Annotated in this window: 21 protein-coding genes; 9 read left to right on the top strand and 12 right to left on the bottom strand. The window is 36.2% G+C overall.

What is annotated here, in order from left to right; translation table 11 throughout:
* Nucleotides 1–18 precede the first annotated feature (18 nt).
* From IWC72_RS11690 to recR, 4 genes are all read right to left on the bottom strand, one after another.
* A complete protein-coding gene (locus tag IWC72_RS11690; protein WP_194529867.1) occupies nucleotides 19–795 on the bottom strand; it encodes a 3'-5' exonuclease in 777 nt (258 codons plus the stop codon).
* 86 nt (nucleotides 796–881) lie between these two features.
* The gene (locus IWC72_RS11685; RefSeq protein ID WP_194529866.1) at nucleotides 882–1,994 is read right to left on the bottom strand and encodes a hypothetical protein; all 1,113 of its coding nucleotides are present in this window, start codon (nucleotides 1,992–1,994) and stop codon (nucleotides 882–884) included.
* A gap of 328 nt (nucleotides 1,995–2,322) precedes the next feature.
* A complete protein-coding gene (locus tag IWC72_RS11680) occupies nucleotides 2,323–3,693 on the bottom strand; it encodes a dihydrolipoamide acetyltransferase family protein (protein ID WP_194529865.1) in 1,371 nt (456 codons plus the stop codon).
* Between the two features lie 82 nt (nucleotides 3,694–3,775).
* Nucleotides 3,776–4,396, bottom strand: a complete 621-nt coding sequence (recR, locus tag IWC72_RS11675) for a recombination mediator RecR (RefSeq protein ID WP_194529864.1) — start codon at nucleotides 4,394–4,396, stop codon at nucleotides 3,776–3,778.
* A 57-nt stretch (nucleotides 4,397–4,453) separates the two neighbouring features.
* Between recR and IWC72_RS11670 the strand changes: the two genes are divergently transcribed.
* Nucleotides 4,454–5,932 carry a sodium:solute symporter gene (locus IWC72_RS11670; protein WP_194526372.1) on the top strand — a complete coding sequence of 493 codons (1,479 nt, stop codon included), beginning with the start codon at nucleotides 4,454–4,456 and terminating at the stop codon, nucleotides 5,930–5,932.
* 62 nt (nucleotides 5,933–5,994) lie between these two features.
* Here IWC72_RS11670 and IWC72_RS11665 read toward each other — a convergent pair whose 3' ends face one another.
* From IWC72_RS11665 to IWC72_RS11650, 4 genes are all read right to left on the bottom strand, one after another.
* Nucleotides 5,995–6,354: a CoA-binding protein gene (locus tag IWC72_RS11665; RefSeq protein ID WP_194526371.1), complete on the bottom strand. Its 360-nt coding sequence runs from the start codon at nucleotides 6,352–6,354 to the stop codon at nucleotides 5,995–5,997.
* Nucleotides 6,355–6,562: 208 nt separating this feature from the next.
* Nucleotides 6,563–7,570, bottom strand: coding sequence for a 3-oxoacyl-ACP synthase III family protein (locus IWC72_RS11660; protein WP_194529863.1), 1,008 nt, complete (start codon nucleotides 7,568–7,570; stop codon nucleotides 6,563–6,565).
* A gap of 110 nt (nucleotides 7,571–7,680) precedes the next feature.
* Complete coding sequence (locus tag IWC72_RS11655) at nucleotides 7,681–8,991, bottom strand: ABC1 kinase family protein (RefSeq protein WP_194529862.1); 1,311 nt, start codon at nucleotides 8,989–8,991, stop codon at nucleotides 7,681–7,683.
* Between the two features lie 39 nt (nucleotides 8,992–9,030).
* Nucleotides 9,031–9,690: a TetR family transcriptional regulator C-terminal domain-containing protein gene (locus tag IWC72_RS11650; protein ID WP_194526368.1), complete on the bottom strand. Its 660-nt coding sequence runs from the start codon at nucleotides 9,688–9,690 to the stop codon at nucleotides 9,031–9,033.
* Between the two features lie 421 nt (nucleotides 9,691–10,111).
* On the opposite strand from IWC72_RS11650, the gene htpG reads away from it, so the two are divergent.
* Both htpG and IWC72_RS11640 read left to right on the top strand, forming a co-directional pair.
* Nucleotides 10,112–12,004, top strand: coding sequence for a molecular chaperone HtpG (gene htpG, locus IWC72_RS11645; RefSeq protein ID WP_194526367.1), 1,893 nt, complete (start codon nucleotides 10,112–10,114; stop codon nucleotides 12,002–12,004).
* 500 nt (nucleotides 12,005–12,504) lie between these two features.
* Nucleotides 12,505–12,879 carry a hypothetical protein gene (locus IWC72_RS11640; protein ID WP_194526366.1) on the top strand — a complete coding sequence of 125 codons (375 nt, stop codon included), beginning with the start codon at nucleotides 12,505–12,507 and terminating at the stop codon, nucleotides 12,877–12,879.
* A gap of 55 nt (nucleotides 12,880–12,934) precedes the next feature.
* On the opposite strand, the gene IWC72_RS11635 is transcribed toward IWC72_RS11640, so the two are convergent.
* Both IWC72_RS11635 and IWC72_RS11630 read right to left on the bottom strand, forming a co-directional pair.
* Nucleotides 12,935–13,744, bottom strand: a complete 810-nt coding sequence (locus IWC72_RS11635) for an inositol oxygenase family protein (RefSeq protein WP_194526365.1) — start codon at nucleotides 13,742–13,744, stop codon at nucleotides 12,935–12,937.
* Between the two features lie 68 nt (nucleotides 13,745–13,812).
* The gene (locus IWC72_RS11630) at nucleotides 13,813–15,411 is read right to left on the bottom strand and encodes a solute:sodium symporter family transporter (RefSeq protein WP_194526364.1); all 1,599 of its coding nucleotides are present in this window, start codon (nucleotides 15,409–15,411) and stop codon (nucleotides 13,813–13,815) included.
* Nucleotides 15,412–15,743: 332 nt separating this feature from the next.
* On the opposite strand from IWC72_RS11630, the gene IWC72_RS11625 reads away from it, so the two are divergent.
* The 3 genes from IWC72_RS11625 (at nucleotide 15,744) to IWC72_RS11615 (ending at nucleotide 17,649) form a co-directional block, all read left to right on the top strand.
* The gene (locus tag IWC72_RS11625) at nucleotides 15,744–16,565 is read left to right on the top strand and encodes a hypothetical protein (protein WP_194529861.1); all 822 of its coding nucleotides are present in this window, start codon (nucleotides 15,744–15,746) and stop codon (nucleotides 16,563–16,565) included.
* 92 nt (nucleotides 16,566–16,657) lie between these two features.
* The gene (locus IWC72_RS11620) at nucleotides 16,658–17,299 is read left to right on the top strand and encodes an MOSC domain-containing protein (RefSeq protein ID WP_194529860.1); all 642 of its coding nucleotides are present in this window, start codon (nucleotides 16,658–16,660) and stop codon (nucleotides 17,297–17,299) included.
* Nucleotides 17,296–17,649 (top strand): DoxX family protein, encoded by a 354-nt coding sequence (locus IWC72_RS11615; RefSeq protein WP_194526361.1) that lies wholly within the window; start codon nucleotides 17,296–17,298, stop codon nucleotides 17,647–17,649. Before IWC72_RS11620 ends, IWC72_RS11615 begins: the two co-directional genes overlap by 4 nt.
* Nucleotides 17,650–17,717: 68 nt before the next feature.
* Here the strand turns inward: IWC72_RS11615 and IWC72_RS11610 are convergent, their stop codons facing one another.
* A complete protein-coding gene (locus IWC72_RS11610; RefSeq protein WP_194529859.1) occupies nucleotides 17,718–18,302 on the bottom strand; it encodes a hypothetical protein in 585 nt (194 codons plus the stop codon).
* Nucleotides 18,303–18,517: 215 nt separating this feature from the next.
* Here IWC72_RS11610 and IWC72_RS11605 point away from each other — a divergent pair, with 215 nt between their 5' ends.
* Both IWC72_RS11605 and IWC72_RS11600 read left to right on the top strand, forming a co-directional pair.
* Nucleotides 18,518–19,405 carry an AraC family transcriptional regulator gene (locus IWC72_RS11605; RefSeq protein WP_194526359.1) on the top strand — a complete coding sequence of 296 codons (888 nt, stop codon included), beginning with the start codon at nucleotides 18,518–18,520 and terminating at the stop codon, nucleotides 19,403–19,405.
* Entirely contained in the window at nucleotides 19,405–20,004 is a 600-nt protein-coding gene (locus IWC72_RS11600) for an alpha-ketoglutarate-dependent dioxygenase AlkB family protein (RefSeq protein ID WP_194529858.1), read from the top strand. Before IWC72_RS11605 ends, IWC72_RS11600 begins: the two co-directional genes overlap by 1 nt.
* Before the next feature lie 184 nt (nucleotides 20,005–20,188).
* Here the strand turns inward: IWC72_RS11600 and IWC72_RS11595 are convergent, their stop codons facing one another.
* Complete coding sequence (locus tag IWC72_RS11595; protein WP_194526357.1) at nucleotides 20,189–20,959, bottom strand: S1/P1 nuclease; 771 nt, start codon at nucleotides 20,957–20,959, stop codon at nucleotides 20,189–20,191.
* Between the two features lie 106 nt (nucleotides 20,960–21,065).
* On the opposite strand from IWC72_RS11595, the gene IWC72_RS11590 reads away from it, so the two are divergent.
* Nucleotides 21,066–23,315, top strand: a complete 2,250-nt coding sequence (locus tag IWC72_RS11590) for a transglycosylase domain-containing protein (RefSeq protein WP_194529857.1) — start codon at nucleotides 21,066–21,068, stop codon at nucleotides 23,313–23,315.

The following is a 23,315-nucleotide window of genomic DNA, read 5'->3' as shown; positions in this document are numbered from 1 at the left end:
AAACCGTTTTAAAGTTTTCTAACCTAGCTTGTTGTTCAGCTGACTCAACTTCACTTGGGTCAACACCTTTTTTGTATACAGGGGAAAATCGGCATTAAGAATCCACCCGAAGTAGCCGGGTTCTTTTTCTAGTACGTCTAGTACCTTTCTACCTTTATGCTTGCCAAATGCAAAAACTTCAACACCATCTTCATCATATCCCAAAAAGCCTGCAAAATCAGCAAATTGGCGATGTGTAGAGAATTCCGCTAATTTTTTTACGTTGTTTTCTAGCTCAGGATACTTATCCAACTGAGACAATAACACCTCATAAGTAGCAAGTGTATCTACCTCAGCACTGTGGGCATCCGTAAGATCTTTATCGCAATAAAATTTGTATGCCGCTACTAAAGTGCGCTTTTCCATTTTATGGAATATGGTCTGCACATCTATAGAAACCATACTTTTCATATCAAAGTCTAGCTCAGCTCGCAACATTTCTTCGGCCAACAAAGGAATATCAAAACGGTCAGAATTAAATCCGCCCAAATCACAATCCTTTATCATAGCATAAACAGTCCTAGAAAGGTCTTTAAAGGTTGGTTCATTGGCTACTTTTTCATTTGAAATACCATGAATAGCAACCACCTCTTCAGGTATTTCCATCTCTGGATTTACCAACCAAGTCTTACTTTCCTTATTCCCGTTAGGGTATACTTTTAAAACAGATATTTCTACAATTCGGTCTTTAGCAACATTAGTTCCCGTAGTTTCCAAATCAAAAAAACAAATGGGACGCGTGAGATTAAGTTCCATGTTTTTTGCAATTTTTTTTAACAAAGATAATCTTTAACAGGTTTCAAGAAAGTATATCCATACTTTTCTTAAGAAAGAAAATACCGTTAAAGCCTAGTATTTATAACATTATTAAAAGCAGAACCGAAAGTGTAACTAAGACCCACGCTAAGGTTAGTCTCATAATCAGTAGCAATTTGCTTTTGCTGTAGCAGTACATCTTCTAAAGAAGCATCTCCCCCTGGTAAGTTTATTTGATCACGAATCAACTCAAACCTACCCGAAAACCGAGCTGCAAGCCCCTTTAAAAGACGTACAGAAAAACTACCGTTCAATTGAATTCTATTCTTGGCAAAATCATTTAAAAAGGTAGAACCCAATAAACGCGCGTACACATTTCCCCATGGCTGACGGTACCTTACTTGCACATCTAAAGAATGACTAAAAATACCTTCCGTCTCCTTAAGATAAATAGTTGGCTCTATATAATCATTATGAAAATAACCGATTTTATAAGCGAATACAATCTCTCTACGCAACACTTCCTTGTAAGGGTAAATATTATATTCAATAGCCGGCCTTGCGTAATATCTAAAGTCTAAATTTGTAAATGTGTTATGTTGGGCACCACCAAAAACACCCGCAGACCAATGATCTGATAAACTAGCCACAATACTGGCATCAGCAGAATACCTAAAACGTTCACTGGTAAAAGTTTCTTCATCTCTAACAAACTCTTTATTTGCCTGATTGAGCTCCACATCTGTACGGATTCTTATTTTTTCCGTCACATGATCACTTTGAAAACCTAATTCGTATTCAAATTCTTTTCTGCTTGACTCCCTTTTTAATTTAGCCTCACCGTACACTTCAAAAATCCAATTGTTCCATGGGTCTCTAAAATCAACCTCTAGAATCTCGCCCAATCCTTCTTTATTAACCGTATACGTAATATTTTCTGCCAAATCTGATTCTAAAACATACTGAAGCAGTCCTGACTGTACTTTTTTCAGAAGCCCTTTCCGTACCTCATCATCTGTCATACTAGCCGTACTGTCATACGTAAGCTTACCGAGTATATCTTTGTAGTCATCTACCCCCTCAAATTCTAGCATATAGGTACGCCCGCCACTACCATTGGCTATATCATAAATAAAAAGTTTTATGTTGGATTGAGCCTGATCACGAACGTGATTTACATAGTTTATTTCCTGTCGCAAATAATTTTTTTCGCAGTTACAGTCTATATATAAATGTAAGGGGGCTTTTGCCTCCTGGTCATTACTTGGCTCTTGAGCAAAATTTATTAGAGGAACTATAAATATTACAAAACACAGTAAGTTAAGAACTCTGTGCTTAAAAATTTCTGATTTTCTATGTGGCATTATGGGTTTGGTAGGCCTGATGGTTATTAACTCTGGCATGAAAGTAAGATTATTAATCTTCCAACATACAAAGCGTAACAAAAAACCGAAAATATTTACAGATTACAAAAAAACACCTTTTTTTATAACGAATACCACAACAAAAGTAGACTAGCCTAACCCCTTAGACTTCTCTGTTTACATCCCAAGCCTCTAAATAATCTGCTACAGCTTTTGCGAACATACTACCCAAAGCACCATTTACAACTCTATGGTCATAACTATGTGAAAGATACATTTTACTTCGTATTCCAATAAAATCACCCTCTTCAGTTTCTATAACCGATGGAATTTTACGAATTGCACCCAACGCCAATATTCCAACTTGCGGCTGGTTAATGATCGGTGTGCCAAAAACACTACCAAAAGTACCTACATTGGTTACCGTATATGTACCATCTTGAACTTCATCTGGCTTTAATTTATTATCTCTAGCCCTAGATGCCAAGTCATTTATTACTTTGGCCATACCCACCAAATTTAATTGGTCTGCATTCTTAATCACAGGAACGATAAGGTTTCCGTCCGGCAAAGCGGCGGCCATTCCTATATTAATATTTTTCTTTTTGATGACCGTATCACCTACCAGTGAAATATTCATTAAAGGATATTTCTTTAATGCCTTTGCTACGGCCTCCATAAAGATGGGAGTAAAAGTCAACTTCTCACCTTCTCTTTTTTCAAAAGCGTTTTTTACTTTGTTTCTCCAAGTAACAATCTTAGTAACATCTACTTCAATAAAACTCTGAACATGTGCAGAAGTAGAAACACTATCTACCATGTGCTTTGCAATCAATTTGCCCATTCTGGACATTTGAATTACTTCGCCATCCGCACCCTCTTTTGCTCCTATACCGTTCGCAGAAGACTTAATTTCTAAAGTTTTTGCACTAGCCGACGGAGATTCTTTCACTTCTGGCGCTACAGTTTTTGCTACTGGCTGCACCACCTCCTTGCCTTTCCCACTTTCTAAATAAGCAAGAATATCATTTTTGGTCACACGGCCATCATTACCAGTACCATCAATAGTATCTAGCTCTGCTACAGAAACACCTTCCTGTTTAGCAATATTCTTCACCAAAGGAGAATAAAAACGCTCCGAAGAAGATGATTTTTGAGCTTGATGAACCGGTGCAGCAACGGACTCTTTAGCAATATTTACAGTTTCCTCTACCATAGCCGCAGATTCCTCTGCTCCATTGGAAGCCTCAACCGGAGCACTTTTTACCGGAGGTTTTACAGCTTCTAAGGATTGTTCCGTTTCAATAATAGCAACGGTATCACCTACTTTGATTACATCGTCTACATCAAAAAGTTTCTCCACCAAAACTCCTTCTACTTCACTAGGAACCTCTGAATCTACTTTATCAGTAGCTATTTCAAAAATAGGTTCATCCAACTCAATAGTATCACCAACTTCTTTTAACCAAGTGGTCAACGTTGCTTCTGCAACACTCTCTCCCATTCTCGGCAATTTCAGTTCAAACTTTGACATATTCTTATTTTAGACTGCTTTTACTTTAATTTTGTCGCAAAAATACCAAAAAAAACACCTATCAGTTACACTTATCATATTTTTAATTCGCTTTCAACGAACCTTCAAACGGAATTCGGTTTAAGATACTCCGCCCTAGCGTAACCTCATCGGCATATTCTAATTCATCGCCAACCGCTATTCCTCTGGCAATGGTAGAGGTATTTATATCTAGACCGTTCAATTGTTTATAAATATAAAAATTGGTCGTATCCCCCTCCATAGTAGAGCTCAATGCAAAAATAAACTCTTTTACCTCTCCTTTTTTAGCCTTATCCACCAAAGAACTAATAGTCAAGTCTTGAGGGCCTATACCTTCCATTGGAGATATTTTTCCTCCTAAAACGTGATATAATCCTTTATATTGGCTTGTGTTTTCAATAGCCATTACATCACGAATATCCTCAACAACACAAACCAAACTCCTATCTCGCTTAGAATTGGCACAAATCTCACATAATGCCACATCTGAAATATTGTGACAGTTCTCGCAAAATTTTATCTCGCTACGTAAGTTTAGCAAGGCACCGGAAAGCCTTTCTGTTTGCTCTTTAGACTGCTTTAACAAATGAAGTACCAAACGAAGTGCCGTACGTTTACCTATTCCTGGCAATTGCGACATTTCGTAAACGGCATTCTCTAGAAGCTTAGATGAAAAATCCATAAGCACAAAATTACGTACTATTTTTACTTTTTGTACTTTGGTTTGAAATTTTATTACATGACCGCCACCCATATCCTTATCTTAATAGGTGCTTATTTCCTCGTGCTTTTACTGATATCTTATTTTACAGGAAAAAATGACTCCAATGTTGATTTTTTTAAAGCAGGAAAATCATCGCCTTGGTATTTGGTAGCCTTTGGTATGGTAGGCGCCTCACTTTCAGGGGTCACGTTCATATCCGTTCCCGGCTGGGTAGAAGCTTCTGAATTTAGCTATATGCAAGTGGTCTTTGGCTATTTGACAGGATATTTTGTTATTGCCTTTATTTTATTACCCATCTATTACCAGCAGAATGTTACCTCTATTTATGAGTACTTAAAAAAACGTTTTGGTGCAGTAAGTTACAAAGTAGGCGCCGTATCTTTCTTTATCTCTAGGGTTCTGGGGGCCGCTTTCAGACTTTTTTTAGTGGCTATTGTTCTGCAACAATTTGTTTTTGATGAATTGGATGTACCTTTTGAAGTTACCGTTATCCTTTCTATTTTATTAATATGGATCTATACTTTTAGAGGAGGCATCAAAACCATTGTTTGGACAGATACGCTTCAAACTGCCTTTATGCTTCTATCCGTTGGGTTAAGCATTTACTTTATCAACCAAAAATTAGACTGGAGTTTTTCCGAATTCTTAGTATCCGAAGAACTAAAACAATACAACCAAATACTATTTACCGATAGTTTTTTTGATAAGAACCATTTTCTAAAATCCTTTTTAGGCGGTATGTTCATTACCATTTGCATGACTGGTCTTGATCAAGATATGATGCAAAAGAACCTAACTTGTAAATCTTTAAAGGACGCACAGAAGAATATGATTTCTTTCAGTGTAGTTTTGGTGGTCGTGAATTTTGTCTTCCTATTGCTCGGAGCGCTATTATTTATTTATGCCGCTAAGTTTAATATTGCTACTCCATTAATGGACGGCCAACCCAAACCAGACCTTCTATTCCCTGAAATAGCTTTGAACAGCGGATTGGGAATGGTAGTTGCCATTACTTTTATGCTAGGTCTAATTGCAGCTGCATATAGTAGCGCAGATAGCGCCCTTACTTCTTTGACCACTTCTTTTTGCGTAGACTTTCTAAATATTGATGAGAAAGCCGAAGCTGATCAAAATAAAATTCGGAAAACAACACATATAGGCATGAGCTTACTTTTAATTGTAACCGTAATTCTTTTTAAATATATCTTAGACCGCAATGTTATAGATGGTCTATTAACAGTTGCCACTTATACCTACGGACCTTTATTAGGGCTATTCACCTTTGGCATATTCACTAAACATTCTGTAAAAGATAAATACGTATGGTTAGTAGCTTTACTATCCGTTGTTTGCATTATTGGCTTTGCCAATCTTCCTGCAGAATACTTAGGTGGTTATAAAATTGGATATGAATTACTACCTTTGAACGGGCTGTTAACCTTTATGGGGCTATATGCTATTCGCAATAAAAACACCACTAAAATAACAGATTAAAAAGAAACCTCTTAAATGTTAAAGTTTTATACGAAAAATCGGACATGTGTTTCAACGATTTTTTAATATTGACCTGTTGCTAACAAAACCAAAGTACAGGCAACAAGCACCTCAATCCCTTCTTCTTCAAGTATTTTATAGAAATCGGGGTTTTCTGTTCCAGGATTAAAAATAACCCGTTTCGGCCTCAGTTGTAAGATTTTGTCGATATATTCAGGCTGACGGGCGGGTCCTATGTACAAAGTAATAGTATGAATGTTTTGAAATTCATTTAAATTGGTCTTTATTTGTAATTCTCTTATTTTACCCTCGCGTAAGCCGAATGCTTCAGTTTCAATGTTATGGTCCAAAAGTCGATTAACGGCCAGATTACTATAACGATTCGTTTTAAGGGAGACTCCGAAGACTAACGTAGTTTTCATATGTTAAATATGATGTTAAAGTTCATAAAAGGTGTAACTTTTGAAGAAAATAACCGTCTATTGTAGAAGTCGGTTTTTAAAAAGGAACCTTTCAAAAATATTGGTCGGTGATAAAGCTATATGTTTATAGTTAATGGTTAGTGTTTAGTATAGCAGAATCAACGACAGAAACCCCGATGGAAACATCGGGGTTTTGTGTACTATATACTTACCATTTTATTATGGCACTACCCCAAGTAAAACCACTACCAAAAGCAGCTAGGACTACTAAATCTCCTTCTTTTATTTTTCCACTCTCCCAAGCTTCGGTAAGAGCAATAGGAATAGAAGCCGCAGTAGTATTACCGTATTTCATTATATTATTAAATACCTGATCATCTCCCAAACCAAACTTCTTTTGTATAAACTGAGAAATACGCAAGTTAGCTTGATGCGGCACTAACATATTAATATCTTCTGGCGTCAGGTTATTGGTTTTTAGACCTTCCATGATCACTTCACTAAACCGCACTACTGCATTTTTAAATACAAACTGCCCGTTCATATAAGGAAAGTAAGATTCATCTTCTGAGTCATTATCTTCAATAATATCCGTAACCCAACGCTTACCCATTCCTGGAGCGATTAGAGATAATTCTTCGGCATGCTGACCTTCACTATGTAAATGGGTAGAAAGTACGCCTTTTGAAGTATCCTCTTCCCTACTCAATACAGCTGCTCCTGCACCATCTCCAAAAATAACAGATACAGACCTACCTCTAGTTGTCATATCCAACCCATGAGAATGTAGCTCGGAACCAATAACAAGAATATTTTTGTACATACCTGTTTTGATGTACTGATCCGCTACACTAAGCGCATAAATAAAACCGGAACATTGATTTCTTACATCTAAAGCACCCACAGTTTTTATTCCTAAATCTCTCTGCACCAAGACGCCTGGTCCAGGAAAATAGTAATCTGGACTAAGAGTTGCAAAAACAATAAAATCAATATCATCTTTATCTATACCTGCCCTTTCAATAGCTATTTTTGCAGCTTTAACACCCATAGTCGTGGTAGTGTCACCACCTTTGACCACGTGTCTTCTTTCTTTGATACCTGTTCGTTCTTGGATCCACGCATCGTTGGTATCCATTACCTTGGCCAAATCATCATTGGTGACTACGTTTTCGGGCACAAAGTATCCTAGCCCCATTATTTTTGAATTATACATAGAAGGTTTTTTAAATTTTAAAAGCTTAAAGCCTTAAACCATACTGCAAAGTAACCCGTAAATTTCGAAGTTAAGCAAAATTAATTGGATGAATTTTAACCTAATTATGCTCAAGAAAGGTATTGCTTGTAGCTATTCACCTCAATTTTGGCTTTAAGATCATGTAGTAAGTTGTACAGACCAAAGAAAGTCCTATTCATGTACAAGAAGTGTTTTGACCCTCTATTGCCGTTCATTTTTCGTATTTGGCTGTCTTTGGAGTAGCGCTCACTCAAATCTGCTATTTTCTCCCAAAATTCATTAGACCCAAAATCAAAATGAGTTTCATGAAAAGGGGAAGTGAAAAGCGTTAACATCTCTTTAAAAAGTGCTTTAAAGAATTTTAATTCTTCGGGAGAGTCTGTTGTTGTTAGAATTTCTAACTCATAGAGTTTCTCCATAAAAACAGCGTCATTCTCTATATTTTGTTTTTGGGCCAATTCAAAATAAGGTACATAGAATTCACTAGGCACTTCTTTTATACATCCAAAATCTATTGCAATTAAAGAGAAGTCCTTACTTACTAAAAAATTGCCCGGATGTGGATCTGCGTGCACCTTTCTAAGACCATGAATCTGAAACATATAAAAGTCCCAAAGCGTCTGCCCTAATTTATCACCAAGTTCTTGTTCAAAATCCTTACTTGTAAATTCACTTAAATGCTGACCGTACATCCAGTCCATGGTAATGATACGCTCGCTTGATAATTCTTTGTAATATTTGGGAAACTCAAGATCCTTAATAACCGAACAACTTTCAGTAATGTCTATACTTTGCAGTATTTCCAAAAAATAATTGGTTTCCTCAATAAGCTTACTTTCAACTTCTTTAAAATATTTATCGGAATCTTTGCCTTGCAGGTTAAACATTCTAATAGCAATAGGTTTTACCAACGCCAAGTCACTAGATATACTTTGGGCCACACCGGGGTACTGAATTTTAACCGCCAATTCCTTACCGTCTTTGGTAGCCTTGTGTACCTGACCAATACTGGCAGCATTAATACTATCTTTCTCAAAAGTGTCGAACAATTCTTCCGGGTACTTTCCTAAATACTTTTTAAATGTTTTACGAACCAATGGTGCGGAAAGTGGTGGAACAGAAAACTGTGACAACGAAAACCTATCTACATAAGCCCTTGGTAACAGATTCTTTTCCATACTAAGCATCTGGGCCACTTTTAACGCGCTGCCTTTAAGATCTTTTAGTCCATCATAAATATCCTCTGCATTATTTTCATTCAGTTCCTCCTTATCCAATTCAGGGTTCACCAGCTTTTTACCAAAATACTTTACATAATTACCGCCAATTTTCACACCGGTCTTTACCAATTTACCGGCTCTTTCTATTTTTCCTGTTGGTATACTATCTAATGTTTTCATAGCGCTTACTTTTAGGAGAGTGATTACGTTAATCTTTAATTACGCAAATGTTTCTTTGTAGAGAAATTTCCCGAAATCCAGTATATTTTCAAGCGGTGTATTATCAAAAATATCAAATACCGTGTTAATGGATTTTTCAATGGCCATATCGGTTTTTTCAAACCCTGCAGAACTATCTTCCATCCAAAACTTGAGAACGAATAAAAACTGTAACCAAGCTCCTTCCGAGAAGACTTTAGGATTGTACTTGGTAATTTTCAGGTTCTTGTCTGCATTTGCATCGTTTATAAGCCCTACTGCATAAGTTTTAATGTGTTGACGAAGTCCTTTTAACTGTCCTAAATTTTTAAGCGGACTGTCATTCTGCTTTAATGAGAATAATACGTAGCTACGATTTAAGGTAAGCAGCTCAAAAAAAGTATAGAAAAAAGTGAGCATTTTCTCTTTGTTCGTAAAACCTTCATACTCCTTATTTTTTAGAAGAAGGGTTTCTGTATTTGAGTAAAATTTATTCCAAATCTCTTTTTGCAAAATTTCTACCGACCCATAAAAGGAGTAAAAATCGACCTCAGAAATCTTATTCTCTTTACAAAATTTATATATGGATTTAGGAACGCTCTCGTGCTCCAGAACATACTCCATGTACATAGTAATAATACTATCTTCAGAAACCTTGTTTGTTTTTGTTTTTGCTACCATCCTAAACAATTTTATATAGTAAAATTACGGTTAAAGAGCTGCTTTTACTGTTAACGGCATACCAATTTTTAGAAAAAGAAAAACGTGCTTTCGCATGAAAGCACGTTTTAAACAACCTAACCAATAAATGATTATAAACGTGATGTTGATCGAAAATTTTCCCTTTCACAGCAATCTTAATCACATCTGTTACAAATATACAAAATGTTTAACATATTTAAAAATAAATTAAACAAAAATATTTTAAGCCTACAATTACGTCAGATAAAGGTGTCAGTTTGTCACAGTCTTCGCATATGGTATTTTTTTTGACAAATACGCCACAGGTAAACTACCCTATTCTGTTAGTATATAATAGAATGAAAACTAGTATTAAACAAAGTTCAAGCGCTGGCAAGAACATTTATAAAATTTATAATTTATGGCTACAGGTAAAATCAATGTTTCAGTAGAGAACATATTTCCGCTGATTAAGAAATTTTTGTACAGTGACCACGAGATCTTTTTAAGGGAGCTCATATCCAACGCAACAGATGCTACTTTAAAGTTAAAGCATCTTACTTCTATAGGTGAAGCTAAAGTAGACTACGGCAGTCCTAGAATAGAAGTAAAAATTGATAAAGAAGGAAAAAAAATACATGTTATTGACCAAGGTATCGGTATGACCGAGGACGAGGTTAAAAAATACATTAACGAACTTGCCTTCTCAGGAGCTGAAGAATTCTTGAACAAATATGAGGATGGCGCTAAAGAATCTGGAATTATAGGTCATTTTGGTCTTGGTTTCTATTCGGCATTTATGGTTGCTGACAAAGTGCAGATTAGCACTAGAAGCTTTAAAGAAGATGCTGAACCTGTATTATGGAGCTGTGATGGTTCGCCTAATTTTACACTAGAGCCGGGAGACAAACAAGACCGTGGTACAGAGATCATTCTTCATATTGCCGATGACTCTACCGAATTTTTAGAAGAAAACCGTATTACCGAGCTTCTAAATAAGTACAATAAGTTTATGCCTATTCCGATTAAATTTGGAATGAAAACCGAAACTTTACCAAAGCCTGAAGATGCTAAGGAAGAAGACCCTGCACCTACACAAGAAGTTGATAATATCATCAACAATCCTAACCCAGCTTGGACTAAACAACCGGCTGATCTAGAGGACCAGGATTATAAAAATTTCTACCGTGAGCTGTATCCTATGCAGTTTGAGGAGCCTTTGTTCCACATTCACTTAAATGTAGACTATCCGTTTAACCTTACAGGTATACTTTACTTTCCAAAGCTAACAAACGATCTTAACGTTCAGAAAGACCGTATTCAGTTATACCAAAACCAAGTTTTTGTTACAGACAACGTAGAAGGTATTGTACCGGAATTCTTGACCATGTTACGTGGGGTTATTGATTCTCCGGATATTCCCTTGAATGTTTCTAGATCATACCTTCAGGCAGATGGAGCTGTAAAGAAAATTTCTTCATACATCTCTAGAAAGGTTGCAGACAAATTGAGTTCCCTCTTCAAAAACAGTAGAGAAGAATTTGAACAAAAGTGGAACGATATTAAAATCGTTATTGAATACGGAATGCTTAGCGAAGATAAATTCTTTGATAAAGCTGATAAATTTGCGCTCTACCCTACTGTAGATGGTAAATATTTTACTTTTGAAGAACTTCAAGAAAAAACTAAAGAAACGCAAACAGATAAGGATGATAAGTTAGTTGTTCTTTATGCTTCTGATAAGGTTTCTCAGCACAGTTATATTGAAGCTGCAAAAGCTAAAGGTTACGAAGTTCTTTTGATGGATTCTCCAATCATTGGTCACTTAATGCAGAAATTAGAAACCTCTAAAGAGAAAGTTTCTTTTGCTCGTGTAGATGCTGATCATTTAGATAACCTTATTAAAAAGGAAGACACACAAATCTCTAAATTATCAGATGAGGAAAAGGAAACCCTTAAAAAGAACCTAGAAGAGGTCATTGAAGATAAGAGTTATACTATTCAACTAGAAGCGATGGACAGTGATGCTTCTCCTTTTATCATTACAGAGCCTGAGTTTATGCGTCGTATGAAAGAGATGCAACAAACCGGCGGCGGTGGTGGTATGTTCGGTATGGGTGCTATGCCAGATATGTACAACCTTATCGTGAACACAAATTCTGAATTGGTAGGTGAAATATTAAACACTAAAACCGCTAAGAAACGTGAAAGGTTAATCAGCCAATCTATTGACTTGGCACGTCTTTCAAAAGGATTGTTGAAAGGTGAGGAATTAACAAACTTCATTAAACGTAGCTACGATATGGTGAAGTAGTTTTAACAAACTCATTTACAAAAACGCCCAATTGCTAAGTTTAGCAACTGGGCGTTTTTTTCTTGTTAAAATTCATATCTTCCCAAAAATTTATGTAGGATATGGATTATACCAGTTATCTATTGAAAAAGTGGTTAGATAGGCTTCAACAAGTGTTTACTACAAACAGTCTCCATGTCTTTTGGGTAGTACAACTTATTTCTTAAATATCTAATGAATCATCCAAAATCAACTTTACTCTAAATTAAGAAATGAAAGATAACAACGTATGCCTAGTTTCCATCCATATCTCAATCCTTTTCAACGTTATATTCTTGTTAAAATCTGAACAGTTTATGTCGAAATACAACAAAATAAGCATCTAATTTGTACTATTTTACTTTCATTAATGAATAATGTTAAAGAACTTTGATAAAGAAATTATTTACATAAAATATAAGTAGAGCATCTTACTAACTCTAAGTAATTGCTCCTTTTACTTAAAACAAAGTGTATTTTGTATGGTAGTTACAGAACTTAACCCAAAAGGTCAATTTGAAAATTGGGATAAAAATAAACTTAAGGAAGTCCATGAGCAGAAATTTAGTAATGAGGTTGGTGACGTCCTTTTTGAAAACGATGACCTGATTTTAAGTGAAATCGTTCTAAAACCAAAAGAGCGATTACCTTTTAGGTATCACCGTTATGATTGTAGCTGTACTAGTATTACTGATGGCCTCTTAATTACAAGAAACATTAACGGACAGATAGGATTACTGCGTATAGAAAAAAGTAAGTGCTTTTATTGGAAACACAAGAAAGATGATATGATACATGACCTGGAGAACATTGGAGAAAATACCGTCATAATTAAGCTTTTAGAATTAAAACAATAACGGCCCTTTATACACGAATGTAAAAGGACCGTTTTTTATGTATCAAAACTGTTAACTACCAATATATAGGTCCTTTACCCAAGTATTTTTCTGCAATAGGCTGGTAATAATCCCTTACATCTTCCAAATCATATATTTTCTGACTTTTAGTATAAAGATCGTATTTATTAAAATCTTTAATCAGCTCCAAATATTCTTTATCTCCTTCATTTAGTAGTTCTTTATAGCTTCCTCCCGTATGCCAAGGATAGAAAGAATGGTATCTGATCATAACCATTGCCTCCTTTGGTAAAGCATTTTCTTTATGGTTTGCAAGTACCTGATATAAGTATTCATCATGGCCCCAAGCCAATTCAAGATTATCCATACCGCATCCTTTCTCATAAATTCCGGTAGGCGTATTGTAACGGGCATCCGCCATATCCGGATTTAACTGATTAAATTCTGGGTACACGCAAGTATTTGGGAACTCACAACCAACCACAAATACATCACCAACAGTTCCCCATTGTTCATCTTGACTTGTTCCATCTTGATCACTGCCCCATAGGAACATTATTTTTCCCAAATCGTGAATTAGGCCTGTTAGCTGCATCCAATCTGGCCGATTGTCCTCTCTGATGGCTTCAGCACTCTGTATTAGATGTTGTACGTTGGGTAGATCCAAATCTGGATCACTTACATCTATCAGCTTATTTAAGTGCCCCATAGCTTCCCATAAATCCATAGGTTTGTCATAGGTCAGATACTTTTTCTTCATGCGCTTAACATAGTCTACCGTTTGCTTTTTTCGCATTTTTCTATAATGCTCCTTAACGGCCGCTGACACATCTACAGCCTCATAATCCCTGAACGTTTTTTCCATCTTTAACAATTATAATATTGAACAACTTACAGCAACTATTTTACTTTGTCTTCTGGAGTAATATTAACTTAGACATTCCCTAAAACAAGGTACAAAATAATTGTAAACACTACCAGAAAGAGACTAAAGGGCTTTGCATACCTCCACGGTTTAAGGTTCAAAACACCAGCATCTTTCATTATAAACCTTTCCTCTTTTTTGGCAAAGGCCGAAACCAGATGCATAATCAATATATTAAGTACAAATTCTATTCCCCATATATGTATAAAATGAAGGTTCACTTCAATTAAATAGTACATTATTACGTAGAATAGTAATCCAAACATAAGCCCTGCTTTTGCACCAGTAGCGCTCACCCTAGGAAATAGGAAACCCGCAATAATAACACTAGCAATCGGAATAAAGAATATACCGTTTAACTGTTGTAACAATTGATAAAGGCCATCTGGGGCATTCGCCACAAAAGGCGCTATACCTATGGCCAGAATAGCTAAGATGGCAGAGGTACTTTTACCTATTACCACCAGCTTCTTCTCATTAGCATCCTTTTGAATATACTTTTTAAAAATATCCAAACTAAAAACGGTGGCTGCACTATTCAAAGCACTATTGAACGTACTTAAAATGGCACCCATCATTACGGCTACAAAAAAACCGGTAAGCCAAAGTGGTAACACTTTTTTGACTAAAAGCGGATATACATTATCTGGATTGTCATAAAGACTTTCTCCAAAATAATAAAAGCCGATAAGGCCTGGCAACACAATTACCAAAGGCACTAATATTTTAAGCAAACCTGTAAACAGAAGACCCTTTTGTGCTTCTTTTAAATTGACCGCACCCAATACACGTTGAATAATGGATTGATGCATAGTCCAGAAATAAATCTGATTGACCATAAGACCAGTAAACAAAACTTCAAAAGGTAAAATTGCGGAACGGGCTCCCTCGCCTACCCCAGACTCATTACTAACCACATTAAATTTTTCTGGGCTATGATTGAATACGGTACTCATTCCTTCGAATAAATTCCCTTCTCCAATACTTAATAATGCTAAAGTAGGCACTAACAGACCAGCTACTAAAAGTCCGAACCCGTTAATAGTATCTGTATAAGCCACCATTTTTAATCCTCCAAAAATGGCATAAATAGCGCCAATAGTGCCCACGATTAGAATCGTTACCCATATGCCTTCGCTTTTGGTGACATTCAACAATTCTGAGATATCAAAAATAGCTTCTATATTCAGCGCTCCGGTATACAAAACAATAGGCAATAATGTAGCTACAAACGATATAATCAAGAGCATAGCTACGAACGTGCGTGTGAGTCCGTCAAATCGTTTTTCCAAAAATTCGGGAATGGTAGTTAATCCCATTTTCAAATAACGTGGGGCAAAATATAGTGCAGCAATAACCAAGGCTAATGCAGATGTTACCTCCCAAGCAACAATTATAGCTCCATTTCTGTATGATGAACCATTCATACCCACCAAATGCTCCGTAGAAATATTGGTCAAAAGCAGTGAACCTGCTATGACAATTCCTGTTAAGGACCTACCTCCTAAAAAATAACCGTCTTTGGTATTTAGTTTATCGCGCCTAAGCTTATATGTAGCATAAAAAGCAACAAATCCAGTAAAAAGTAAAAATGTTAATAACGCCATATTCAACCATGTAAATAAGGAATGCAGAAAAAATTATCCCTCATAAATATCAAATTAACAGAAATAAAATGAATAAACTAGCGTATTTTTAAATTTTTCGTGTGCGCAAACGAAATTTTAAGACAAAATACACCACCACTACTAAAATATGGGGTTGGTATTATGCAGTACAATTACAAATAGGTCCTTTTCCTTAGCATAAAAATATTATCTCAACCAATATTGGTAACCCTACCATCATTGAATGAAACGACTAAAAATACCAGAAATCCAGTATTTTATAATTTGTAGTGGGTTTGTACTTTAGCAACGAACCACAAACAAACTTTAAAATGAAATATTCAAAACTAGTGACATTGTTTTTTATAGGAATGTTCTACTCCGCAAATGCCCAGAATGCGTCAGACGAGATTTTCATGACCAACGGAGAAACTATAGCGGTTAAGGTCATAAGAGTTGAACCCAATACAATTACTTATACTTACTTAGGAGAGGATTTGGAAAACGTTGTTGAAAAAGAAGCGATTTCCAAAATTATTTTTAAAAGTGGTCGCGAACAACTCTTCTCACAGGTAAGTGCCGGGAGCCAATCCATAAGCTCCAACTTTGAGTATCCTGCAATGAAAGGAAATGAGGGAGCTATTCTACCTTTTGAATTTGTATTTGACGGCGCCGAAGCTCCCGAAGAAGGGTTTGAAGCTCAAGAGTATTACTACCATAATCTTATGCGCAGACCCGAGAGAAACACGATTACATACCAAGATGTAGATATTACTCTAAAAAGATTGCGCGAAGCGGGCATTACTAAAGCTAATGATTTACGAAACTATGAAATGACTGAAATTGCCAAAATTGTTGGTGCAGGTATTTTGGTAACAGGCAAAATTACGGTGGATTACCGTAGTACAAAATCATCTTCATCGGGCTCCTCTACTACAAGAGTGGACACCAAGAAGAAAAAGGTAAAAACATATTCATCAGATTACAGTACATCTATGGATGAATTTGACACTAAAGTCCTTTTTAAGATATATGATAAAAACGGAAATAAAATTGTAGATGTTAACCGTGTTCCTTTTATGGCTACAACGCGCGATAATTATGTTACCGCTTTGAATTACTTAATGAAACGCACCCCATATTACCAGAAGTAGTAAACTAGAATAGGTAACCTATCATTGTACTATTCTTTTTTAAACCGTAATTATCATTCGTTAATTACCGCTGGTTTGTCTATTTTTAATTCATGAAAGTTATCTCAACCAATATTGGCAGCCCTACCACCATTACTTGGAACGGCAAAGACGAACAGACCGGCATATTTAAATACCCGGTAGATGAACCTATCCGTTTAGGTAAAGTAGATGTGGCCAAAGACACCGTTATTGACCGAGTACACCATGCTGGTGTTGACAAAGCTTGTTATCTGTTTTCCGAAAACCATTATGATTATTGGAAAAACTTATATCCAAATCTAGATTGGAACTGGGGTATGTTTGGAGAAAACCTCACCATTAGTGGCCTGGATGAATCTAAAGTTCGCATAGGAGATATGTACAAACTAGGAACCGCATTGGTTCAAGTATCTCAACCTAGAGAACCTTGTTATAAATTAGGAATCCGTTTTGAAGACCAGAGTATTTTAAAACAATACATAGATTATGGGTTTCCAGGCACTTACGTGCGAATACTAGAAGAAGGAAAAGTAAAAAAAGGCGATGAATTGGTGTTAATAGAGCAATCTAAAAATGCGCTTACGGTAAAAGATTTTTATCACCTACTATATATGCGCTCCAAAGATTCTAAACTACTGCAACTGGCTTTATCCAACACCGCACTACCCGAATACAAACGTGAGCGTTTAAAAAAATATCTACCAAAACCATGAATTATTCGTGGCATCTATACGTAATGGGTATAATTTACGTAATGGCAGGTATCATGCATTTTATTAAGCCTAAGGCCTATATGAGGATTATGCCTCAATATTTACCCAATCATAAGCTATTGGTACTACTTAGTGGTCTAGCGGAAATTGTTTTAGGAGTTGGCGTTTGTTTTTCACCCACAAAAAACTATGCTATTTATGGTCTTATACTCATGTTAGCCGTTTTCCTGTTAGTGCATTTTTATATGCTTTCAAGTATAAAGGCTTCTGCAGGTTTTCCTAAATGGTTGTTACTTTTGAGACTACCTTTGCAATTTGTCCTAATATATTGGGCCTATTCTTATTTATGAGAATAAAAAAAGCCCCTAACGCTCTCAACAACATTAGGGGCAATTAACTCAACTCAACTTAAACTATCTTAGTTTACCGAAACCTCTTTGTAATAAGTTTCCTTACTATCTCTTACTACAACGGTGTACTCACCTTCGTAAGCTTTGGTAAAATCAAATGCTTTCTCAATAACCATTTGGTTTTCTCTTTTTTCCGAGAAGACCAATCTGTTACTGCTATCAAAAACCTTTATTTCAACATCTTTGCTGTCAAGGTTCAAAAGGTTTAAGAAAACCATTTCTCCTTTAATTCTAAAGACCGGTTTACTGTTTTCTTTTTTATCAATTACCTCTACATCACTTCCTTTTACACTAATTGTGTAAGAAACTGAACTTAACTCATCTTCAGATTTAAAGAAGTACAAACCATCTTTAAGGTTAGAAAGATCAAATTTCTTGGCATAGTCAGCCTTTTCAACAGTTTCAAAGAATATAACATTTTGCTCTTCGTCCATGAACTTGATAGTTGTTCTTCCCGCATGGGCATCTAGTTCGTAAACAAAGCTTTTTACATTTTCATTTGGTACAACACTTAGTTTGGGCTCGCTGGCAAAGCCAACAGTTGTTGTCAATAACAAAGCGATCATTGCGGCGGTTCTTACTACTTTTTTCATATCGTTTTTGTTTAGTAGCCTGCTGTTACACAGGGTAGGTTAATATTACAGTACAAACATACTGCCGTTATCTTGTCCTCACTACTCCACAATTCGCCAATAAATGTGCTATTTTACCATCGCTCATATACCAAAATGCCCTTTAGGGTAATATTGAATATATTTTGGTTAATTTTGCAAAGAAATCAAGAAATAGCCTTGTTTAATTTTGTACTATGAGTAAACCCCCACTAATAAATCAGAAGCCCGCTTTTGAGTCTATAGAACCAAGTTTTGGGCATTCTTATACGTATCAAAGATTTGATGCGAGTAAGAACAATAAGAATACGGTATGGCATTATCACCCTGAAATAGAACTAGTACACGTAAACGGTGGATCGGGAAAAAGACAGATTGGTAGTCATGTATCATACTACTCCAAAGGAGACCTTATATTAATAGGTAGTAATTTACCACATTGCGGACTCACCAATGCCCTTACCGGTAATGAAAGTGAAACGGTTATTCAAATGAAGTTGGATTTCTTAGGAAATGATTTTTTTAATATTCCTGAGATGAAAAAAATCCAGTCCCTTTTTGAAATGGCCAAAGGCGGTATTGCCTTTTCTGGTAAGACCAAAAGAAAGATAGGTGAGAAAATGCAGATTCTGGAATACCAGACCCATTTTCAACGTTTACTATCTATATTGAATATTTTAAACGAACTGGGTAATTCCAAAGAATTTAAAATTCTTAATGCCGAAGGATTCTCTATGGAAACCGAAGTAAAGGACAACGACCGTATTAACGTAGTCTTCAATCACGTTAAAAACAATTTTAAAGAAGAGATTACTTTAGATGAGATAAGTAATATGGTTAGTATGACGGTTCCTTCTTTCTGTCGTTACTTTAAAAAGATTACCAATAAGACTTTTGTTCAGTTTGTTAACGAGTATCGCTTGGTACATGCGTCCAAGCTTTTGGCGGAACAACCATTAAGTATAACGGAGGTTTGTTTTGAAAGCGGATTTAATAATTTTTCTCACTTTAATAAACAGTTCAAGAACTTTACCGGGCAAAACCCATCTGAATATAGAAACGAATTGAAAACGGTACTTAAATAATGGAGAGTCTGTTTTCAGACAAAGTAAATTTAAACTTGCCAGATAGCAATATCATCTATTATCCAAATTTTATAGATCAGGAAGAGGCTGATGGTTATTTTAATGTACTGCGAAAAGAAACGCCCTGGCAACAAGATGATATTACCGTATTCGGTAAAACCTATGCGCAACCCAGACTTACCGCATTATATGGAAATAATAACAGACCCTACTCCTATTCAAAGCTGGTAATGACGCCTCATCTGTTTACGGCAAAACTTTTGAACATTAAGAATAAAGTTGAAACTATAGCAGGTGTAGAATTCACTACTTGTTTGCTTAACCTATATAGAAATGGACAAGATAGCAACGGCTGGCATTCCGATAATGAGAAAGAATTAGGTGAAAATCCTATTATTGCTTCTGTTACTTTAGGACAAGAACGTTTCTTTCACCTCAAACATAAAAGCGATAAAAACTTGAAACAGAAAATACTTTTGAAGCACGGTAGTCTTTTACTCATGAAAGGAACTACTCAGAAACACTGGTTGCATCAAGTTCCAAAAACGGCTAAAGTTATTGATGAGCGTATCAATCTAACGTTTAGAATTATTGCATAAAAAAATCGACCATTAAAAATGGCCGATTTTTTTTACCCTTTATATATGAGACGTTTGCTGCCTTTAGCCACCGGGTTCCGACTAATGTCCTCACAAACATCTACTTGAATATAACCGGAAATTAGATGACTAGGTATTATGATTCGTTAAACACCCTTATTTTTTTGATAAAGGGTAAAGCAGCCTAAAAAAGCTCATTCAATACCTTGGCCAAACGCAACCCACCTTTCTGTAACTGATTTTCAACGGTACTCCACCACTCATAGCTGTAGCGGTAATATAACTTCTCACCCACTTCTACGGAATCATACAACTTATTTGCAATTTCTTGAGACTCTTCAACCCAATCATAAATATTTCCTTGTTGAATAGTTTGTACCTGCTCTTTTGAAACTTCCGGTAAGTTAGATGCCAATTCAGTATAGCTCATACCATAATCGTCAATCATATTAGAGTCCCACACCCTATGTAAATTTGTTCCTTGATTGAACCATTGCAACTGAATATCGTTCCCTCCTTTGTCCTCAAAGCGGCCAACGTGCATGGGCTGATGCAGGTCTCCTATTAAATGAACCAGCATTTTAAGGTAGAAAACCTTGTCTTCTTTTTTACTGTTCTCGTCCTTTATAATTTCAATACACTTATTGATACCTGTTATTAGGTCTCCATGCTCACTGGGTTCAATATCAGCGTAATCTTTACCTTTAGGAATATTCACATAATGCCACGCACTGAATTCTTTATAAGTCCTGTCGGCTTTTATCTCATCTGCAAACGTAGATACATGGGCAAGGCTCTCTCCGTTCAAGAGTTTTTTTAGGGCCTTCTTTGCTTTTTTAGAAAGATGGTGCTGCGCAACTTCGCCCACTGTTCGGTGTCCGGTTTTAGACCATTCACCATCATTTGCGTTAGAAAGCGTTGTTATTAAGAACAGAAAGAATACTATTTTTCGCATGAAATAAATTTAGCGGCAAAAGTAAAAAAATGAAGTTTAATCTATTGTTAAGAAACTCAACGGTTTCGTTTTTTAATTTGATATTGCACCCATAAAATTCATCAGTTTGATTTTAAAAAAAATAAAGTCTCCATTTTTAAAATATGCCGCCCTAGCTGCACTTTCGCTAGTCCTATTTTTCTTTGTATTTCTAATCAGTATTTATTGGGGAGCTTGGGGTAAAATACCTGACAAAGAAGAACTATCTGATTTTCAGTATCAAAGAGCCTCAGAAGTCTATACAGCCGATAGTGTTCTTATTGGTAAGTTTTATTTATATGATCGGCAACCCATTGCATTTGAGGCTATACCTGAACATGTTTTAAACGCTTTAGTAGCTATTGAGGACGAACGTTTTTATGATCACGAAGGTATTGACTACCAAAGTTTGGGACGTGTTGCCGTAAAGACGGTATTGATGCAAGACCAATCAGCTGGTGGTGGTAGTACGCTAACACAACAGCTTACTAAAAACTTATATCCCCGAAGAGATAGAAAAAAGGCCAACATTGTGGTCGATAAAGTTAAGGAGATGTTCATTGCTTCGCGACTGGAAGACCTTTACACCAAAGATGAAATTCTTACCCATTACCTGAATACAGTTTCTTTTGGCGATAATACTTTTGGAATTGAAAGTGCCTCCCTCAAATTTTTCAATAAACAAACAAGAGATTTAACAGTAGAACAAAGTGCCGTTTTGGTCGGTATGTTAAAGGCCACCTATGGCTACAATCCTCGTATATTTCCAGAAAGGAGCCTTACCCGAAGAAACTTGGTACTTTTGGCCATGGCCAACAATGATTACATTTTAGCGGAACAAAAAGATAGTCTTACGGATATTCCCTTAAAATTAGATTATCGAGATTTTGATAATAATGCCGGATTAGCGCCTTACTTTAGAGAGGAAGTTAGAAAGCAACTGCTAAAGTGGAATGATAAACAGAAGGAAGAAGGAAACGAGTATAACATTTACACATCAGGATTAAAAGTATACACTACGCTTGATTACAATATGCAATACTGGGCGGAAGATGCTATGCAAGACCATATGAAGTCGCTTCAAAGTAGTTTTGAAAAGAGCTATGGTAAGAACGCTCCTTGGCTTACCAATAAAAAGCTGATTGAAAAAGTAGTCAAAAATTCAGAGGTCTATAAAAAACTGAAAAAGCAGGGTCTGGAGCACCAGCAAATCATAGATTCCCTTAGCGTAAAAAAAGAGATGACCTTAACCGATTGGGATGGAGAAAAAACCATTCAGGGCAGTTCTTTGGATAGTATTACCCATTACATGAAGATGTTGAATACCGGTTCTTTAGGAATTGACCCAAAAACCGGTGCCGTAAAAACATGGATAGGAGGAGTCGATTTTGAACACTTTAAATACGATCACGTTGCTCAGAGCAAACGCCAAGTGGGTTCTACCTTTAAACCTATAGTCTATACTACAGCCCTAGAAACAGGTACTTTGCCGTGTACCTATTTTTCTGCGGAAGAAGTGGAATATGAAAATTTAAAAGGATGGACACCTAGTAACTCTGGTAAAAAAGATGAAACGTACCTCAACTATTCTATGGAAGAGGCATTAAGTCATTCCGTAAATACGGTAGCGGTAAAAGTTCTGGAAAAAGCAGGAATTCAAAATGTCATAACCATGGCAAAGAACATGGGCATATTTTCCAAACTACCAGAGCAACCCTCTTTAGCCTTGGGTACAGGTGAAATTTACTTAAATGAGCTAGCGGGTGCCTATGCCGGTTATGTAAATAACGGTAAAGCAGTTTTACCCTACCTCATCGAAAAAATAACAGATAGAAAAGACTCCGTTTTAACCAAATTTGAACCAAAAAGAGCCAAAACCACCGCTTTTTCTGAAGAAACAAGGCAAATTATGGTAGAAATGATGAAAGGTACTATTAACAGAGGTACCGCTTCTAGAATACGAACCTCCTACAAATTGAATAATGACATTGCCGGAAAAACAGGAACTACACAGAATAACAAAGATGCTTGGTTCGTAGCTATCATGCCAAAACTGGTTCACGTTACATGGGTGGGATTGGATAATCATGAAATCGGATTTAGAAGTACTAGTTTGGGACAAGGGGCAAATGCTGCCCTTCCTATTTTTGCCAAGTGGATGCAAGAAATGAATAAACACCCGTCATATAATGAAATTACCAAAGCACAGTTCACGCCACCAAATCCCGCAACTTTGGAAATGTTGGATTGCGAGCCTGTAAAACGTGACGGCTTCTTTAAACGTTTGTTTAAAAATCCCGAAAAAAAGAAAACCAAGGAATTTAGAAAGAGAAACTAG

The sequence above is a fragment of the Zobellia roscoffensis genome, assembly GCF_015330165.1.
Classification (GTDB): Bacteria; Bacteroidota; Bacteroidia; order Flavobacteriales; family Flavobacteriaceae; genus Zobellia; species Zobellia roscoffensis.
The sequence above is the reverse complement of the archived record's forward strand: the minus strand, read 5'-3'. Positions and strand labels throughout refer to the sequence as shown.

What these genes read in the sequence shown, in the direction of transcription:
- IWC72_RS11690 (WP_194529867.1), bottom strand. Translation starts at nt 795, where the DNA reads ATGGAACTTAATCTCACGCGTCCCATTTGTTTTTTTGATTTGGAAACT.
- IWC72_RS11680 (WP_194529865.1), bottom strand. Translation starts at nt 3,693, where the DNA reads ATGTCAAAGTTTGAACTGAAATTGCCGAGAATGGGAGAGAGTGTTGCA.
- recR (WP_194529864.1), bottom strand. Translation starts at nt 4,396, where the DNA reads ATGGATTTTTCATCTAAGCTTCTAGAGAATGCCGTTTACGAAATGTCG.
- IWC72_RS11670 (WP_194526372.1), top strand. Translation starts at nt 4,454, where the DNA reads ATGACCGCCACCCATATCCTTATCTTAATAGGTGCTTATTTCCTCGTG.
- IWC72_RS11665 (WP_194526371.1), bottom strand. Translation starts at nt 6,354, where the DNA reads ATGAAAACTACGTTAGTCTTCGGAGTCTCCCTTAAAACGAATCGTTAT.
- IWC72_RS11660 (WP_194529863.1), bottom strand. Translation starts at nt 7,570, where the DNA reads ATGTATAATTCAAAAATAATGGGGCTAGGATACTTTGTGCCCGAAAAC.
- IWC72_RS11655 (WP_194529862.1), bottom strand. Translation starts at nt 8,991, where the DNA reads ATGAAAACATTAGATAGTATACCAACAGGAAAAATAGAAAGAGCCGGT.
- IWC72_RS11650 (WP_194526368.1), bottom strand. Translation starts at nt 9,690, where the DNA reads ATGGTAGCAAAAACAAAAACAAACAAGGTTTCTGAAGATAGTATTATT.
- htpG (WP_194526367.1), top strand. Translation starts at nt 10,112, where the DNA reads ATGGCTACAGGTAAAATCAATGTTTCAGTAGAGAACATATTTCCGCTG.
- IWC72_RS11640 (WP_194526366.1), top strand. Translation starts at nt 12,505, where the DNA reads ATGGTAGTTACAGAACTTAACCCAAAAGGTCAATTTGAAAATTGGGAT.
- IWC72_RS11635 (WP_194526365.1), bottom strand. Translation starts at nt 13,744, where the DNA reads ATGGAAAAAACGTTCAGGGATTATGAGGCTGTAGATGTGTCAGCGGCC.
- IWC72_RS11630 (WP_194526364.1), bottom strand. Translation starts at nt 15,411, where the DNA reads ATGGCGTTATTAACATTTTTACTTTTTACTGGATTTGTTGCTTTTTAT.
- IWC72_RS11625 (WP_194529861.1), top strand. Translation starts at nt 15,744, where the DNA reads ATGAAATATTCAAAACTAGTGACATTGTTTTTTATAGGAATGTTCTAC.
- IWC72_RS11620 (WP_194529860.1), top strand. Translation starts at nt 16,658, where the DNA reads ATGAAAGTTATCTCAACCAATATTGGCAGCCCTACCACCATTACTTGG.
- IWC72_RS11615 (WP_194526361.1), top strand. Translation starts at nt 17,296, where the DNA reads ATGAATTATTCGTGGCATCTATACGTAATGGGTATAATTTACGTAATG.
- IWC72_RS11610 (WP_194529859.1), bottom strand. Translation starts at nt 18,302, where the DNA reads ATGAAAAAAGTAGTAAGAACCGCCGCAATGATCGCTTTGTTATTGACA.
- IWC72_RS11605 (WP_194526359.1), top strand. Translation starts at nt 18,518, where the DNA reads ATGAGTAAACCCCCACTAATAAATCAGAAGCCCGCTTTTGAGTCTATA.
- IWC72_RS11600 (WP_194529858.1), top strand. Translation starts at nt 19,405, where the DNA reads ATGGAGAGTCTGTTTTCAGACAAAGTAAATTTAAACTTGCCAGATAGC.
- IWC72_RS11595 (WP_194526357.1), bottom strand. Translation starts at nt 20,959, where the DNA reads ATGCGAAAAATAGTATTCTTTCTGTTCTTAATAACAACGCTTTCTAAC.